This is a genomic window from Pseudomonas sp. IT-P4 (assembly GCF_949767755.1).
Classification (GTDB): domain Bacteria; phylum Pseudomonadota; class Gammaproteobacteria; order Pseudomonadales; family Pseudomonadaceae; genus Aquipseudomonas; species Aquipseudomonas monachiensis.
In genome coordinates this window covers 83,088-98,501 of sequence record NZ_CATKPX010000017.1, presented here as the reverse complement: position 1 = coordinate 98,501, position 15,414 = coordinate 83,088, and the positions used below count along the sequence as shown (strand labels likewise).

General features: G+C 62.1%; 13 protein-coding genes. 4 read left to right on the top strand and 9 right to left on the bottom strand.

Annotated elements, in window-relative coordinates; all coding sequences use genetic code 11:
* Positions 1–23 precede the first annotated feature (23 nt).
* Complete coding sequence (locus tag ACM6IT_RS03620; protein WP_414917529.1) at positions 24–782, top strand: M15 family metallopeptidase; 759 nt, start codon at positions 24–26, stop codon at positions 780–782.
* Positions 779–1,495 (top strand): L,D-transpeptidase family protein, encoded by a 717-nt coding sequence (locus ACM6IT_RS03615; RefSeq protein WP_414912920.1) that lies wholly within the window; start codon positions 779–781, stop codon positions 1,493–1,495. Before ACM6IT_RS03620 ends, ACM6IT_RS03615 begins: the two co-directional genes overlap by 4 nt.
* Before the next feature lie 128 nt (positions 1,496–1,623).
* On the opposite strand, the gene ACM6IT_RS03610 is transcribed toward ACM6IT_RS03615, so the two are convergent.
* The 7 genes from ACM6IT_RS03610 to ACM6IT_RS03580 all read right to left on the bottom strand — a co-directional run bounded on the left by ACM6IT_RS03610 (position 1,624) and on the right by ACM6IT_RS03580 (position 11,109).
* The gene (locus tag ACM6IT_RS03610; protein WP_056723762.1) at positions 1,624–3,012 is read right to left on the bottom strand and encodes a purine-cytosine permease family protein; all 1,389 of its coding nucleotides are present in this window, start codon (positions 3,010–3,012) and stop codon (positions 1,624–1,626) included.
* Between the two features lie 46 nt (positions 3,013–3,058).
* Positions 3,059–3,799: a TorF family putative porin gene (locus tag ACM6IT_RS03605; protein WP_056723764.1), complete on the bottom strand. Its 741-nt coding sequence runs from the start codon at positions 3,797–3,799 to the stop codon at positions 3,059–3,061.
* A 106-nt stretch (positions 3,800–3,905) separates the two neighbouring features.
* Entirely contained in the window at positions 3,906–5,645 is a 1,740-nt protein-coding gene (locus tag ACM6IT_RS03600; RefSeq protein WP_414917528.1) for an amidohydrolase, read from the bottom strand.
* A gap of 18 nt (positions 5,646–5,663) precedes the next feature.
* The gene (locus tag ACM6IT_RS03595) at positions 5,664–7,514 is read right to left on the bottom strand and encodes an amidohydrolase (protein WP_414917527.1); all 1,851 of its coding nucleotides are present in this window, start codon (positions 7,512–7,514) and stop codon (positions 5,664–5,666) included.
* Positions 7,515–7,661: 147 nt separating this feature from the next.
* Positions 7,662–8,684: a helix-turn-helix transcriptional regulator gene (locus ACM6IT_RS03590; protein WP_414917526.1), complete on the bottom strand. Its 1,023-nt coding sequence runs from the start codon at positions 8,682–8,684 to the stop codon at positions 7,662–7,664.
* An 86-nt stretch (positions 8,685–8,770) separates the two neighbouring features.
* On the bottom strand, positions 8,771–9,613 hold the full coding sequence (locus tag ACM6IT_RS03585; RefSeq protein WP_223541434.1) for a nitrilase family protein: 843 nt from the start codon (positions 9,611–9,613) through the stop codon (positions 8,771–8,773).
* Positions 9,610–11,109, bottom strand: a complete 1,500-nt coding sequence (locus ACM6IT_RS03580) for a purine-cytosine permease family protein (RefSeq protein WP_056723774.1) — start codon at positions 11,107–11,109, stop codon at positions 9,610–9,612. The genes ACM6IT_RS03585 and ACM6IT_RS03580 overlap by 4 nt, the downstream gene beginning before the upstream one ends.
* Positions 11,110–11,309: 200 nt before the next feature.
* Between ACM6IT_RS03580 and ACM6IT_RS03575 the strand changes: the two genes are divergently transcribed.
* Complete coding sequence (locus tag ACM6IT_RS03575; RefSeq protein ID WP_056723776.1) at positions 11,310–12,212, top strand: LysR family transcriptional regulator; 903 nt, start codon at positions 11,310–11,312, stop codon at positions 12,210–12,212.
* A gap of 106 nt (positions 12,213–12,318) precedes the next feature.
* Here ACM6IT_RS03575 and ACM6IT_RS03570 read toward each other — a convergent pair whose 3' ends face one another.
* Together ACM6IT_RS03570 and ggt are read right to left on the bottom strand one after the other, a co-directional pair.
* Positions 12,319–12,852 carry a cysteine hydrolase family protein gene (locus ACM6IT_RS03570; protein ID WP_414917525.1) on the bottom strand — a complete coding sequence of 178 codons (534 nt, stop codon included), beginning with the start codon at positions 12,850–12,852 and terminating at the stop codon, positions 12,319–12,321.
* A gap of 69 nt (positions 12,853–12,921) precedes the next feature.
* The gene (gene ggt, locus ACM6IT_RS03565; RefSeq protein ID WP_414912924.1) at positions 12,922–14,649 is read right to left on the bottom strand and encodes a gamma-glutamyltransferase; all 1,728 of its coding nucleotides are present in this window, start codon (positions 14,647–14,649) and stop codon (positions 12,922–12,924) included.
* Between the two features lie 136 nt (positions 14,650–14,785).
* On the opposite strand from ggt, the gene ACM6IT_RS03560 reads away from it, so the two are divergent.
* On the top strand, positions 14,786–15,316 hold the full coding sequence (locus ACM6IT_RS03560) for a methylated-DNA--[protein]-cysteine S-methyltransferase (protein WP_414917524.1): 531 nt from the start codon (positions 14,786–14,788) through the stop codon (positions 15,314–15,316).
* Positions 15,317–15,414: the final 98 nt, after the last annotated feature.

Sequence of the window (15,414 nt, the reverse complement as noted above, 5' to 3'; positions counted from 1 at the left end):
GGTCATGCATGGAGCCGCTTCCGATGTTTCGTTCACCCTGTCTGTTGTTGCTGTGCCTGAGCCTTGCCACGCCGTGCATGGCCGACGAATCGAAACCCGGGCACATGGTGTATGTGCGCAGTGTCGACCCGGGCATCGAGCAGGACATCCGCTACGCCAGCGCGCACAACTTCACCGGGCACCCGCTCGACGGTTACCAGGCAGCGGAATGCCTGCTGTCGGCGGATGCTGCGAAGGCGTTAGCCAGAGTGCAAAGCTCGCTGAAAGCCGAAGGCTACGGCTTGAAGGTATTCGATTGTTATCGCCCGACCCGCGCGGTGGCGGACATGGGCCGCTTCGCCAGCGAACCTGGCGACTCGCTCAAGACCGAGTTCTACCCCCGGGTCGACAAGCAGGACTTCTGGCGCCTGGGGTATGTGGCCCGGGTGTCCAATCATTCCCGGGGCAACACTGTCGACCTGACCCTGACCGGCCCCGAGGCCCTGCCCGCCGACACCTGGACGCCTTCGGCCACGCCGGTGGATTGCACCGCCCCTTACGACCAGCGCTGGCACGACGGCGCCCTCGACATGGGCACCGGTTTCGATTGCTTCGATGAGCGGGCGCACACCGACTCGGCGCTGATCAACGCCACGGCCAAAGCCAATCGCCAGCGCCTGACCAGTGCCATGGCCAAGGAAGGCTTTGTGGGTTATTCGGCCGAGTGGTGGCACTTCACGTACAGCGGGAATCCGCCGAAGCCGGACGTCATGGACTTCCCCATCACGCCGCTTGCACCATGAACATTCTGCTCAAGGCTCTGTCGGTGGCGCTGTTTCCGCTGGCCGCAATGGCTCAGGGACTCGACGGCAGCGACCAACTGATCGTGGTCACCAGTAAAGGCTGGGATGACATCCAGGGCACTGCCCAGCGCTATGAGCGGCACGGGAAAACCTTCCGGAAATTCGAAGCGCCCTTTGCAGTCGTTCTCGGCAAGAACGGCATGGGCTGGGGCAAGGGGCTGCTGGATATCGAGCAACCTGAAGGACCGGTAAAACAGGAAGGCGATGGCAAGGCGCCGGCTGGGATGTTCAAGCTGGGCACGGCGTTCGGCTACGCGCCTTCGGCCGACACCCGCCTGCCTTATCTAGCGTTGACGCCGACCATCGAATGCGTGGATGACAGCCAGTCCACGCGTTACAACGAATTGGTCGACGGAGCAGTGGTCGATAAAGGCTGGAACAGCTCCGAACGGATGCGCCGCTCGGATGAGCTGTACCGCCAAGGCATCGTCATCCAGCACAACACCCCGGCCACGCCCGCTGCCGGCTCATGCATTTTCTTCCATATCTGGCGCGGCCCCAGTGCACCGACCCGTGGTTGTACAGCCATGGATCCGGCGAACATCGCGCAACTGTTCGACTGGCTGGACCCGGGCAAATCCCCGGTGCTGGTGCAACTGCCCGAAGCGCAGTACGAACAGTTGCGTGAGCGCTGGAAACTACCAAAGCGCTAGTCAACGCTGAACCCTGTGGCGAGGGAGCTTGCTCCCATTGGACTGCGCAGCAGGCCCATCTTTTAGGGCCGCTTCGCGCCCCAACGGGAGCAAGCTCCCTCGCCACAAGAGCTCATCGTTCTCTCTGATTAACCCCGCTCAACCGCCACCGCACTCATCGACGGCTTGGCCAGCGCGTAATAGATCACCCCCGGCACCAGCAGCCCGACGATCCAGGAAATATCCACGCCGCCCAGTTGCGCAACCATTGGCCCGGAGTAGAAATGGGTGTCGACAAAGGGCAACTGGATCAACACGCCGATCACATAGACGCTGATCCCCAGCACGTTCCAGCGACCGTAGCGCCCGTTCGGATCGGACAGCGCCGGGATGTCGTAACGCTCCTTGTTGATGAAGTAGTAATCCACCAGGTTGATCGCGCTCCACGGGGTGAAGAACGTCAGCAAAAACAGGATGAAGTACTTGAACGAGTTGAGGAACGAGTACTGCCCCAGCAATGCCAGCGCGGTGGACGCCGCGACGATCAGCAGCACAAACAGCATGCGCTGGCGGGCGGTGATTTCCAGGCGACGACGAAAGCCGCTGATGATGGTGGCGATGCACATGAAACTGCCGTAGGCGTTGAGGGTGGACACCGTGACCTTGCCGAACACAATGCTCAGGTACAACAAGGACGCGATCACACCGCTACTGCCCAGGCCGACAATGGTCGCCACTTCGTGCCCACGGAAACTGGCCCCGGCCAGTGCGGCGGCGAACACCCCCAGCACCATCGAAGTCTGGGCCCCCAGCACTGTGCCGAGGCCCACGGCGGTGAAGGTTTTCCAGGATGAGGTCTTGCTCGGCAGGTAGCGCGAATAGTCCGCCACGTAGGGGCCGAAGGCGATCTGCCAGGACGCCGAGAGCGAAACCGCCAGCAGGAAGGTGCTCCAGCCGAAATGACGATTGTCGAGCAGCAGGCCGATGTCGTTGAGGGTCATCAACCGGGTGAACAGGTAGGCGAAGGCGATGATGCCCAGCACGCTGGCCACGCGCCCGACCAGGTGAATCACCCGATAGCCGAAGATCGTCAGGAACGCGATGCTCGCCGCGAAGATCAGGATGCCGGTGCTGTCGCTGACACTGATCAATTGCGCGATCGCCTGCCCCGACAGCACCGCGCCGGTGGCGCTGAAACCGAGGTACATCAGGCATACCAAAACAATCGGGATCGCCGCGCCATACACCCCGAACTGCACGCGGCTGGAGATCATCTGCGGTAAGCCGAGCTTCGGCCCCTGCGCTGCGTGCAGCGCCACCACGGCACCGCCGAGCACTTGCCCGATCAGCAGGCCGATCAGCGACCAGAACACATCGCCGCCCAGCACCACGGCCAGGGCGCCGGTGACGATGGCGGTGATTTGCAGGTTGGCGCCGAGCCACAGGGTGAACTGGCTGTAGAGACTGCCGTGTCGCTCAGCCTCGGGAATGAAATCGATCGAGCGGGTCTCGATCAGGGGACTGCGTTGCGCACTCATGACGGTGTTTCCTTTGTGGAACTGTTTTTGTTGTCAGGGACGGAATTTAAAAGGTCTTGGTTGCGCTGGCTACAACTGTCGCCGAACAGAGGTCGTCATAGCCGTACCAACTGCTGCACTCGCTTTTCGACAGGTCGGTGTCGACGTAGCTCAGCCCCCAGGTGACGCCGACGAAGTCGCGGGTCAGCTTGGCTTCCCACTCGTAGTAAGACTCACGGCTATCGCCATTGGCGGACCAGAACGCGGGGTCGTTCACATCGTTGCGCCCAAAGCGCAAATCCAGGCCGACTTCGGCCGGCAAATCGATTTTGTAACCCACGTAGGTGTAAAGGGTGTCCTGGTCCTCGCCGAAGAAGTTCGGCGTGTCCTTGGAGTAATAGGCACCCAGCTTCACACCGTACAGATCGAGAACGGCATACGCCTCGCTGAGGTTGAATTCGGAATTTTTCGGGTAGTCGTACTTAATGTAGCCCAGGTCCAGGCTGATGGCGTCCGTGGCCTGCCAGTAGTAACCGGCGTAGTACTCACGCTCCTGGCGGGTGTCGAAGCCGCCGCCGAAATCGACGTTGGAGGTCCAGGCGCCGATGTACAGGCCGCTGCTGTGCAGCAGCGTTGCTCCGCCCTGCACCGCCGGATCGCCCAGGGTCTGCGAGATCCCCCGGGTGCGGTAGTCGCTGACGACGCCCAGGGTCATCTCCAGGCTGAAATCATCGTTGAGGGCCAGGGCCTGGCTGGTCAGGGGGGCCAGTGCGAGTGCTGCGAGGGTCAATGCTGAAAGTGCGTTCATACAGTTCTCTTGTTGTTATGGCGTACGGGGAATTTCAGGCATGGCGATGCCAGGCCCCTCGCTCTACGAGGGGCTGGCAGTTTTTGCGGTGTTGGGTGTACGCAGGTCAGGATGCGGGGGCGTAGACCTGCTTGCCGGCGAAGAACGTGTTCAGGACTTTGGTTTCGAACAGTTCATCATCGCTGACCTTGAACACGTCGCGGTCGAGGATGATCAGGTCGGCCTGCTTGCCCGGTGCCAGCGAACCGATCTGCTGCTCCAGGCGCAGGGTTTTCGCCGCGTTGATGGTGTAGGCATAGAACATGGTCTGGCGGTCGATGCTTTCCTTGGCATTGAGTACGCCCAACGGACCTTTGCGTGTGCTGGCCTGGGCAATGGCGTTGAACGGGTTGGCGCTCGACACCGGCCAGTCGCTACCACCGGCAATCGTCGCGCCGGCGTTATGCAGGGACCGCGCGGGATACTGGTAACCGTAGGCAAAGGCGCTGATGTAAGGCTTGACCAGTTCGACGGTGTAGGACTCTCCGGTGGCCCACAGCAGTTGCATCGAAGCGATCACGCCCAGTTCCTTGAAGCGTGGAAACTCCTTGGGATTGACCAGTTGCAGGTGCGCGACGCTGTGGGGTACAGGCGTCGGGCTGAGCTTGCGCGCATACGCCACGCCATTGAGCGCTTCACGCACCGCCCGGTCGCCGACGGCGTGCATGTGCACGATCCAGCCGCGTTTTTCCGCCGCCACCACCAGCTCGCCGAAGTGCGCCGGGTCGGTCAGCAACTGACCATTTTTATGGCTGTTCTTGAACGGCACGATAACCGCTGCGGTTTGCCCCGGGAACTCAAGAATGCCGTCGACAAACACCTTGATGCCGGGGAACGTCAGGTTAGGCACGCCCTCGAACTGCTTCATCACCGTGGCGATCACTTCCAGGTCGGCAGGTTTGCTCTTCGGATTGGTGACCATCAACGCGGCGACGTGGGCGCTGAGTTCGCCGTTCTGCGCCAGCTCCTTGTACAGCGGCAGCACGCCGACACTTTCGGCGGTGGCATGGAAATCGAACAGCGAATCTTCGCCGCCGCCGTTCGCCGCAGCGTCCATCCAGGCAGTGACGCCGAATTGGTTGTTGATCTTCACCGCCTCGCGAGCGGCCTTGAGCATCGCCTCCGGAGTAGGCGCCGGAATCCCGTTGCGCACCACATCCCAACGGGATTCGGCGAAGTAGCCGTTCGGCGTGAAGTCCGCTTCATGGCCGACGAAGCTGCGTTCTTTCTCCGGCAGGCTCTTGACCAGCGCCGCGTCGATGTTCAGGCGCTTGAGCATCGCATTGTTAGCCCAACCGGTGTGGCCGTCGATGCCGCTGAAGACGATGGGCTGATCAGCCCAACGCCCCTGGTTGAACACCTTGCCCAGTTCACGGCTCTTCTCCCAGTAGGCCGAACTGACCCCGGCCACGCTGATCACATCACCGGAACGGGCACGTCCGGCCTTGTCCTCTTCGATCAACCACTGCTCCAGTTCCGGCAAGGGTTTGACCTCGTCCAGCAGGTTGGCCTTCATGCTGTCGAAAGCGCCCGAGACCGGGTGGCTGTGGGTGTCGATCATGCCCGGCATCAACACTTTGCCCGCCAGGTCGATGCGCTGGGTCTTGGCATCGGCCAGGGCATTGATTTCGGCATCGCTGCCCACTTTCAGAATCTTGCCGTCTTGCACCGCAACAGCCTGCACCAGTGCCTGGCCGGGTTCGGCGGTAAAGACCTTGCCGTTGAACAACACCAGGTCAGCGGCGGCCATGGCCTGCACCGACGACAAGGCCAGCGCGGCGGCCAACAGGTTTGGAATCAATCGCATTGGAACGCTCTCTAGTTTTTATGGGGCGGATCGGGAAGTGACCGCTTGGGAAACCACCTGTGGCGCAAGCCCCAGGAACGGCGCCTTGGCCCACACGACCTTGCCGCCGACCAGCGTCAGCAGCACGTCATTGCGGCCCAGTTCCTCCTCGGGCACCTGCATGAAGTTCTTGTCGAGCACGATCAGGTCAGCGAACTTGCCGACTTCGACCGAACCCAGCACCGCGTCCAGCTTCAGCTGTTCGGCGGAGTTGAGGGTGATGCTGCGCAGCGCCTCGGCTCGCGACAGCGCCGGATCGGTGTTGAGTCGCCCCGCATATTTGGGGCCATAGCTGTGCGGATTGGTCGGGTCGCCGGAACGGGTGACACCGACTTTCAGCGCCAGGAACTCATCGAGGGGATCGACCGGCCAATCGCTGCCAAACGCCACGCGACCACCGGCATGGGCGATGCTGCCCGAGGGCTCCATGCGCGCAAATCGCTCGGCGCCAAGGTGGTCACTGGTGCCGTCGACCGTGGACGGTGCCTGCTGTGCCCACTGGAACGACATGGTGGCCGTGACGTCCAGTGCCTTGAAGCGTGAATAGTCGGCAGGGTCGACCGACTCGGCGTGGGCGATGGCCGGGCGGAAATCAGTAACTGGCAGTTCCTTGCGCACGTAGGCCACGCTGTCCAGTGCATCGCGCACCGCGCGCTCGCCGGTGGCGTGCAGGTGCGGATCGAAACCGGCCTTGACCGCTTGCAGCAACAACGGATTGAGCACTTGCGGCGGAAAGTACAGTTCGCCCAGGTTCTTGCCCGGCGTCCACTTCGGCGCCTTGTCGGTGCCGCTATTGTGCAGGTACGGGGTCAACATGGCGCCGGTGTCCGCCGGGGCATTGATGATGCCGTCCATGAACAGTTTGACGTGGCGCATGTTCACGCCCGGCGCGACATGCACTTCGCCCTGATCGTAGGTGCTGGCCAGGGCCTTGGCCTCGGCGATGGTTTTCACCGGGTCGGCGGCAGCGGCTGCCGGGTCCAGCTTGATCGCCAGCAAGGCCCGGGCGGTCAGCTCGCCGGACTTTTGCAGGCTGGTGAAGGCTTTGCCGTTTTCCGGGCCGGACAGCGCATCCATGAAACTGGTGATGCCTTGCTGGCGCATGGCGTCGAGGGCTGCGCGAACCTGATTGAGTTTTTCCGCGTCGGTCGCAGGTGGCACCACGGCGGCCAGCGATTCGGCGGCGCCGTCTTCACAGATGCCGTTCGGGTTGCCGGCGCTGTCGCGGCGGTATTTGCCGTCTTCGGGGTCGGCGGTGTTCTTGTTGATGCCGGCCAGTTCCAGGCCGCGAGAGTTGGTCAGCACGGTGTGGAAGTCGGTGGAGCGCACCTGGATCGGACGCTTGGTCTTGAGCGCGTCCAGGGTCGATTTGTCGGCGTCGCCGTCGAGCCCGGTCATGCCCATGCGATCCCAGCTGCCCACTTCCAGCCAGACATCCGGGTCCTTGTCCTTGTCGGCATCGAGGCAGGACTGGATGCTCGCCTGAAACTGCGCGCGGGTCATGGTCTGGTATTTCAGGTCGCACAAGGTCATGGCGCGACCGCCATCTCCCGGGTGCATGTGCGCATCGACGAAGCCCGGCATCAGCATGCGCCCGGCCAGGTCGATCAGTTGTGTCTGCTTGCCGATGTAAGCGTCGACCCCGGCATCGCTGCCGACATAGACGATCTTGCCGCCCGAAATGGCAATGGCCTGCTGCACCGAATTCTGGCCATCGACGGTGTAGACGTAGCCATTGCGCATGACCGTGTCGGCGGGTGTCGCCGCCAACGCAATGCCGGAAAATGCCGTCGTCGCCGCAACGGCGACAAAAAGCCTGGAAAGTCTCAAATGCCTCACCCCTGTTCTTATTGTTTTGAAGCGGCCCGAAGCGACTGCGCCGGCCCCTGATAGACAGGGCCTACCCTATAGGGCGCAGCGTTCGAATGGACCTCTGCAAATGAGGAGGGGTAAGGCAAATAATTGAAACGACTGGGATTAATCCCGGCGCACGGACTCCGCCAGCGCACCCGGTGAACGCAGGGCCGAGCCCAGTTCCACCTTGCTTTTCACACCCAGCTGCAAGTAGCAATTGCGCAAATAAGTGCGCACGGTCGCGGGGCTCAGGGCGAGCATTTTGGCGATTTCCTTGTAGGAGTGCCCGGCGGCGAACAGCATCGCTGCCGTGCGCTCCCGTGGCGCCAAACCATCCCCACCCGACGGTGCTTCAAGGGACAGGATGACGTGTCCGGCGTTGGGGCTCAGGGTCAGGGCGCAGCGGCCCAGGCGGATCACGCAGGGCGCCTTCGACAGTTGCGCGATCACCTCGCCCGGCAGCATTGAACCGCTCCAGCCGGGTAATTCCCGTTGAATGGCGGCGCACAACCTGGCGCCCACATACAACAGGCTGCCGTCCATGCGCGCGACGCCAAAATCACTCGCGCCGTTTTCGCTATCGAAGCGAATCATGTCCTGCACCTGGAACCGCCACAGCTGGAACAGGTGATCGCAGAACGCCGAAAACAGCTCGGCTTCATGCTCCTCGAATGCCTGTTCATGCTGGCCACGGTAGAGGCAGACGAAAAACATCAAGCCGCTTTCGGGCAGCTCATAGGTGATGCTCATCAAGTGGTAGAGATCGTAGCGCCGGGCGAAATCGTTGACGGCTTCGCACGGGTCGCTGAAACCGTTGTCGCGCACCACCTCACCGGGACGATTGAGCGTGGCGTGGGAGAACTGGTCGTTTGCCGCCACCGGATGCCATTCGGCGGCAAAGGATTCGGGGAGATTGATGCTGCCGTGCATCCAGCTCTGAGGGGGGACATCAGGGCCTGGCGTCGACATCTCCCCCCACCAGGCAGACGCGAAGGGCACCAGTTGAGCGAATGCCTGCAGGCCATCGGCGATGAATCGCGACGCCCCGCTCTCCCGCGCCAGCCGGCCAAGGTGCAATACGCAATGATTGAACGCCTTGAGCGTGACCATCGTCGCGTCACCGTCGACTTTATTTCCCTCCCCCATCATTGCGATCCCGTTCACTGCATGGCTTTTCGTTTCGACGATGCCATGGCCCGTGATGGGCGTCCAGCACGCAATGACATCAATGCTTACAAGGTGCTGTGCAGCCCGTACAGCTGCGGCCGGCGGTCCTTGTGCAGATCATTGCGCGCGCTGATGCGCTTGTTGCGCGCTTCGGTAAGGTTCAGCGTGGCCAGCAACATCTGCTCGCCGCCCTGCTCCGCCGGCCCGGCCAACGGGTAGCCGTCGGCGTCGACGATGACCGAACCCTGGACCCAGCCGACCCCGCGCTCATGGCCATAGCGATCACAGGCGGCGATGAACATGCGGTTGACCGAGGCATTGGCCTGCACCCGCAGCACTTCGGCCGGGCGCTCGGTCTGCGGCCGCGGACCGTCGGGCCAGTTGACCGGCGCACACAGCAGATCGGCCCCGGCCAGCGCCGGTAGACGCACCCACTCGGGGAATTCCAGGTCGTAGCAAATCAGCATGCCCAACCGTCCATGCAGCGTTTCAACCACCGGCGGTGGCGCATCGCCAGCCGTGAAGATGTCCTTCTCGGCATCCCACAGATGGGCCTTGCGATACACCGCGCGCAGGCCATTGGCGTCGATCATCGCCGCGCTGTTGGCCAGTTCGTCGCCGGGCAGGCGCTCGCAAAAACCGCCGACGATCACCAGGTTCAGCTCACGGGCCAGGGCCTGCCACAGTTGCAAGGTCGGGCCATCCGTAGTTTCCGCCAGCGACAGCGCCTCAAAGCGGTCGGCAAACAGATAGCCGCTCTGCACCAGCTCGGGCAGCACCACGACCTGGGCGCCCTGTAAGGCTGCCTGGCGAATCGCGCGTTCGGTGAGCGTGCGGTTATAGGCCAGGTCGCCGATTTTCGGTGCCAGTTGGCAGCAGGCGACCACGGTATTTTTTGCGCTGTTCAACGCCCTGCCTCCGCAGATGAATGGGTCATGGCGACAATGTCGCTCTCGCTGAGCGCATCGATCACCCGGCGTTCGGCGGCCAGATCAATCGAGCGGCTGAGCAGGTAGTAGGTCAGCCCCGATACCACCAGGCCCACCAGCCAGGCGATGTCCACGCCTTCCAGCACTCGCGCCAGCGGGCCGACGAACACCTCTTTGCCGGCGGCGGCATCGTAGATGTAGAAGAACGGCACCATCGCGGCGAAGCCGATCAGGTACGAGACGATGCCGCGAAATTGCCAGGCGCCGTAGATGCCGTTTGGCGTGAAGAAATGCGGTATCGCATAACGGCCCTTGCGCACGAAGAAGTAGTCCACCAGGTTGACGGCGGTCCACGGCACGAGGAAGTACAGCAACAACACCAGGAAGGTGTTCAACAGCGCGATGCCGTCACCTTTGATCGACAGCACGCAGGTCAACAGAATCACGCTGATCACACTGATCGACAGCACGCGGGCGCGGGGTGTCGGGGTGATTTTCCTGATCGAGTCGACACCGGTCAGCAGCGTCAGCATGGCGCTGTAGGTGTTGAGGGCGATGATCGGCAGGAAGCCCGCCACCGAGACGATCACCAGCAGATTGCCCAGCCCCGGCACCATCGAGGAGCCGACCTGGTTCAACGCCACCAGTGCATCCGCTGCTTTGAGCTCCTGGGCCAGCCAGGCGCCGAGGCCGATCATCCAGCTGCCGGACAACGAGGCACCGATGAACACCGCCGCGATCAGTTTTGCCCGGCTGGTGTTTTTCGGCAGGTAGCGGGAATAGTCAGACACGTAGGGGGCATAGGAAATGTTGTAGCTGGCACCGATGGCGAACAGCGTGGCGAAGGCCACCCAGTTGAAGCCCAGGTCGGTCGCCGGCGTGACGCCTTCCTGGCCCGCGCCGAACATCAGGGCGATGGTCACCAGTGCATACAGCGGCAAGGTCGCCAGCAAGGCCCACTTGAAGGCCTTGTGCATCAAGTCGTGGCCGTAGATCGACAACAATGCGCCGATCAGCACCACAGCCACGGCGACGAGGGTCGGGTCAATGCCGAACACATGCTCCAGGCCATTCATGATCAGCGAGATGTTCACCACGTTGAAACCGACGAACACAAACATCGTCGCCATCAACGCCAGGATCACCCCGCGATAGCCGAACTGGGCGCGGGACTGGATCATCTGCGGCAGGCCCATTTCCGGGCCCTGGGAGCCGTGGAACGCCATGAAAATGGTGCCGAACATAATGCCCAGGGCACCGGCCAGCATGGTCCACAGTGCCGACAAGCCGAGGCTCGGGCCGACAAAACCTATGGAGATGGTGAAGAAGTGGAAATTGCCCAGGAACCAGAAAGGCCCCTGACTGCTGAGTTTGGCGTGACGTTCGTTTTCCGGGATGTAGTCGATGGAGTGGCCTTCGATGGCCAACCCGCCGCTCGCCTCGGTGGCGTGCGCAGACACTGGGGAACCTGACATACGATTGTTCCTATGCTGTTGTTTGTTGTTTTTGTGGGTACAGCGCTCGCTACGACGTCCAGTTCAGGTGAAACTCCATAAAAAGCTGACGATGACGCTGGTTTCACGGCAATGTAGGGCGTGAGTCCGGGCAATAAAATATCGCAGGCACACTGTTCACATAGATCAGCATCTATGTAAGCGAGAATCGGGAGCCCCCCATGCTGGGAACTGTAACGGAGCTGGATCTGCGCCTGATCCGGGTATTTCTGACCGTCGTCGAAGCGGGCGGCATCTCGGCGGCGCAAACCGCCCTCAACACCACGCAACCCACGATCAGCGCGCAGCTGGCAACGCTCGAAGCCCGGGTTGGTTTCCGCTTGTGCGAACGCGGGCGCGGCGGGTTTTCGGTAACGCCCAAAGGCACTCAGTTCATCGACGCGGCCCGGCGCTTGCTGGCGGCGGCCGAAGGCTTTCGGGTCGAGGTGCAGCACATCAACCGCAAAGTCTCGGGCAGCATCAACATCGGCCTGCTGGGGCAAATCGATCCGGTGGCGAACAGGAAAATCGGCCAGGCCATTGCCCGTTTGCGGGCACGGCACGAGGGCTTGTACTTCCATTTCACCGAGCTGTCATCGTCGCTGCTGGAAGAAAAAATCATCAACGGCCATATCGACCTGGCCATCGGTTACTTCTGGCATCGCTTGCCCAGCATCGATTATTTCCCGCTGTTCCCGGAAACCCAGATTGCCTACTGCGCGCCCTCGCACCCGCTGTTCGGGCAAGTCGGCGCGCTGACCCGCGACGATGTCAGCGGGTTCGACTGGGTCTGGCCGAGCCATCCCCTGCCGGAAATGCCGGCCCCCACGTCCATCGAACGCCTGACCGTGCTCACCGACAGCATGGACGGCGCGGCCCTGCTGATCCTGTCCGGCCAACACCTGGGGTTTCTGCCGCAGCACTACGCCACCCGCCATGAACAGCTGGGGCAGCTACACCCGCTGAACCCGGACCTGTTGCGCTATGAGGTCAGCTTTCATGCGGCGGTGCGGCATTCGGCGCGGCAGCGGGATCTGGTGAGCGCGTTTCTGAATGAGCTGATCGAGATTTTCGGAGCGGTGTAAGTCCTTTGGGAGCGTGCTCGCGATGGCGGCATGTCAGGCAACATCAATGTTGAATGTGCCGGCCCCTTCGCGAGCAGGCTCGCTCACACAGGGAAACAGGGTGGGTTCAGAAGTGGATGTCCTTGGCCGGGACCACATCGATCCGGGCCACGGAACCGGTGAGGTGCGCCAGGTCCTTGTTGTGCTCGGCGATGATGTCTTCGGCGGTCAGGTTGCCGTTGTCGACGGTGGAATGCCCGTCGCCCGCCAGCACCACGTCGTAGCCCAGTTTCAGGGCCTGGCGCACGGTGGCGTTGACGCAATAGTCGGTCTGCAGGCCGCAGATGACCAGGCGCTCGTAGTCCTCCTTCGGCAACAGTTTTTGCAGGTTGGTCTGGTAGAACGAATCCCCGTTGGTCTTGCGTACGCACAGGTCCCCGGGCGAGGTTTCCAGACCTTCGGCCAGTTGCCAGCCGGCAGCCTCATGCGCCAGCGGGCTGCCCGCTTCTTCGTGCTGGATCAGCACCACGAGCACGCCCGCCTTGCGCGCCCGGGCAGAAAGGTCGTTGATGGTGTTGATGACCCGTCCAATCTCGAAGCACTCGTATTCACCGGAACACAAAGCCTGTTGGACGTCGATGATTAACAACGCAGTGGTCATGATTTCCTTCCTTGAATTGTCGATGGATCAGGGGACGAACATAAGCCCGTCCCCCTCCGGACACAACCCTCAATAACCCAGCGACAACCCGGTGTTACGCCGTGGGTCGTTCGCCCCGTAGAAACGGTTCTTGCCTACCGGCTTGCCACCCAGGGACGGCGCGCCGACCAGGATCGCCGCCAAGTGGTTGGCATCCTGTGGACCGGCGAACTTGTGGCCCCAGCTCTCGAGGATTTTCACCGTGTCCGGGCTGGTGGTGAAGGCTTCCAGGTTGGTTTCCTCCGGCAGCCACTGCTGGTGGAAACGCGGCGCATCCACCGCTTCCTGGATGTTCATGCCGTAGTCGATCACGTTGAGCATGGTCAACAAGGTCGCGGTAATGATGCGGCTGCCACCCGGAGTGCCGACCACCATCACCACTTTGCCGTCCTTGGTGACGATGGTCGGGCTCATGGACGACAGCGGCGCCTTGCCGGGCGCGATGGCGTTGGCCTCGCCCTGCACCAGGCCGTACATGTTCGGTACGCCGATCTTCGAGGTGAAGTCGTCCATTTCATCGTTGAGGATGACCCCGGTCTTGCTCGCCATCACGCCGGCACCGAACCAGTCGTTGAGGGTGTAGGTCACCGACACCGCGTTGCCCCACTTGTCGACGATGGAGTAATGGGTGGTGTTGTTGCCTTCATGGGGCGCTACACCGGGCTTGAGTTCGCTGGATATCGCGGCTTTTTGTGGCTTGATCGCGTCGCGCAGCTTGGTCGCGTAGTTTTTATCCAGCAGGTGGGCAATCGGGTTCTTCACGAAGTCCGGGTCGCCCAGGTAGCTGTTGCGGTCCACATAGGCGTGGCGCATCGCCTCGATCTGATAGTGCATGCCCTGGGCCGAGTGGTAGCCCAGGTCCTTCATCGGATAGCCTTCGAGGATGTTCATGATCTCGCAGATCACCACGCCGCCGGAGCTCGGTGGCGGTGCGGAAACCACGTGGTAGCCACGGTAGTCGCACTCGATGGGCGCCAGTTCGCGGGTCTTGTATTTGTCGAGGTCGGCCTGGGTGATGATGCCCTTGTTGGCCTGGCTGGAGGTGACGATGGCGTCGGCCACCCAACCTTTATAGAAACCGTCGGCGCCTTTCTCGGAGATCTCCCGCAAGGTCTTGCTCAGGTCCTTTTGCACCAGTTTCTGGCCGACCTGCATCGGCTCGCCTTTGCTCAGGAAGATCGAGCCGGAATCCTTGATGTCCTTCTTGAACATGTCGGTGGCGTAGTCCAGCAGATCGACATCCCCCTGCTCCAGCACGAAACCGTCTTCGGCCAGCTTGATGGCCGGGGCGATGATTTCCTTGCGCGGCTTGGTGCCGTACTTGGACAGCGCCAGTTCCATGCCCGACACGGTGCCTGGCACGCCCACGGCCAGGTGGCCACGGGTACTCAGGTCGGGAACGACGTTGCCCTCCTTGTCCAGGTACATGTTAGCGGTAGCGGCCAGCGGCGCTTTTTCACGGAAGTCGAGGAAGGTCTTGCGCCCGTCCGCCAGTTGAATGGTCATGAAACCACCGCCGCCGAGGTTGCCTGCCGCGGGGTACACCACCGCCAGCGCATAGCCGACCGCGACCGCCGCATCCACGGCGTTGCCGCCGTTCTTGAGCACATCCACGCCCACATGGCTGGCCAGGTGCTGGGCCGTGACCACCATGCCGTTTTCCCCGGTAGCCGGGGCCACCGAGGCGGCATGGGCGGACAGGCAGCTGAGTGCCAACGAGGTCGCAATCAGCGATTTGGCAAAAGGTTCGTACTTCATGAGTCGGTCTCTTCTTGTCATTAAACAGGGGAACGTTTCAAAAGCCGTTGCCAAGTATGGTCGGGATTACGTATTGCGCCTCCCCGTCGAGGCAGTATCCTTAACACCTGTTCAGCAATTTTGCGCGAGCCCTGGCATGACCTATACCTGCACCACCGTGGATTCACCCGTGGGCCAGTTGAAGCTGGTCGCGAACGGTTCACGACTGGCGGCCATCCTCTGGGAAAACGACAAACCCGGGCGGGTGCGCCTGGGGCCGATGAGCGAAGCGCCGGACAACCCGATCCTGGTGCGCACCGCTGCGCAGTTGCGCGAGTATTTTTCCGGCAGTCGCGATCGCTTCGAACTGGAGCTGGATTTTGCCGGTACGCAATTCCAGAAGAAGGTCTGGGCGGCGCTGCTGACCATCCCGTTCGGCGAGACCCGCAGCTACAGCCAGATCGCCGAACAGATCGGCAACCCGGCGGCGGTCAGGGCAGTGGGTGCGGCGAATGGCAAGAACCCGATTTCGATCGTGGCGCCCTGTCATCGGGTGATTGGCGCGTCGGGCAAGCTCACCGGGTTTGCCGGCGGGCTTGAGGCGAAGGCGTTGTTGCTGACGCTGGAGGGCTGCGAGTGGTCGGGAACCCGTCGCATGGATGATCTGTTTTTACTAAACGAAGAATAATTTGTGGCGAGGGAGCTTGCTCCCGCTCCAGTGCGCAGCACTGGCCAATGGTCCAGCACACTGGATATTGGGGGCCGCTACGCAGCCCAACGCGAGCA

Bases quoted from the DNA above. Each gene is read 5' to 3' on its own strand.
- ACM6IT_RS03590 (WP_414917526.1), bottom strand. From the start codon at position 8,684: ATGGGGGAGGGAAATAAAGTCGACGGTGACGCGACGATGGTCACGCTC.
- ACM6IT_RS03600 (WP_414917528.1), bottom strand. From the start codon at position 5,645: ATGCGATTGATTCCAAACCTGTTGGCCGCCGCGCTGGCCTTGTCGTCG.
- ACM6IT_RS03575 (WP_056723776.1), top strand. From the start codon at position 11,310: ATGCTGGGAACTGTAACGGAGCTGGATCTGCGCCTGATCCGGGTATTT.
- ACM6IT_RS03580 (WP_056723774.1), bottom strand. From the start codon at position 11,109: ATGTCAGGTTCCCCAGTGTCTGCGCACGCCACCGAGGCGAGCGGCGGG.
- ACM6IT_RS03620 (WP_414917529.1), top strand. From the start codon at position 24: ATGTTTCGTTCACCCTGTCTGTTGTTGCTGTGCCTGAGCCTTGCCACG.
- ACM6IT_RS03605 (WP_056723764.1), bottom strand. From the start codon at position 3,799: ATGAACGCACTTTCAGCATTGACCCTCGCAGCACTCGCACTGGCCCCC.
- ACM6IT_RS03570 (WP_414917525.1), bottom strand. From the start codon at position 12,852: ATGACCACTGCGTTGTTAATCATCGACGTCCAACAGGCTTTGTGTTCC.
- ggt (WP_414912924.1), bottom strand. From the start codon at position 14,649: ATGAAGTACGAACCTTTTGCCAAATCGCTGATTGCGACCTCGTTGGCA.
- ACM6IT_RS03610 (WP_056723762.1), bottom strand. From the start codon at position 3,012: ATGAGTGCGCAACGCAGTCCCCTGATCGAGACCCGCTCGATCGATTTC.
- ACM6IT_RS03560 (WP_414917524.1), top strand. From the start codon at position 14,786: ATGACCTATACCTGCACCACCGTGGATTCACCCGTGGGCCAGTTGAAG.
- ACM6IT_RS03615 (WP_414912920.1), top strand. From the start codon at position 779: ATGAACATTCTGCTCAAGGCTCTGTCGGTGGCGCTGTTTCCGCTGGCC.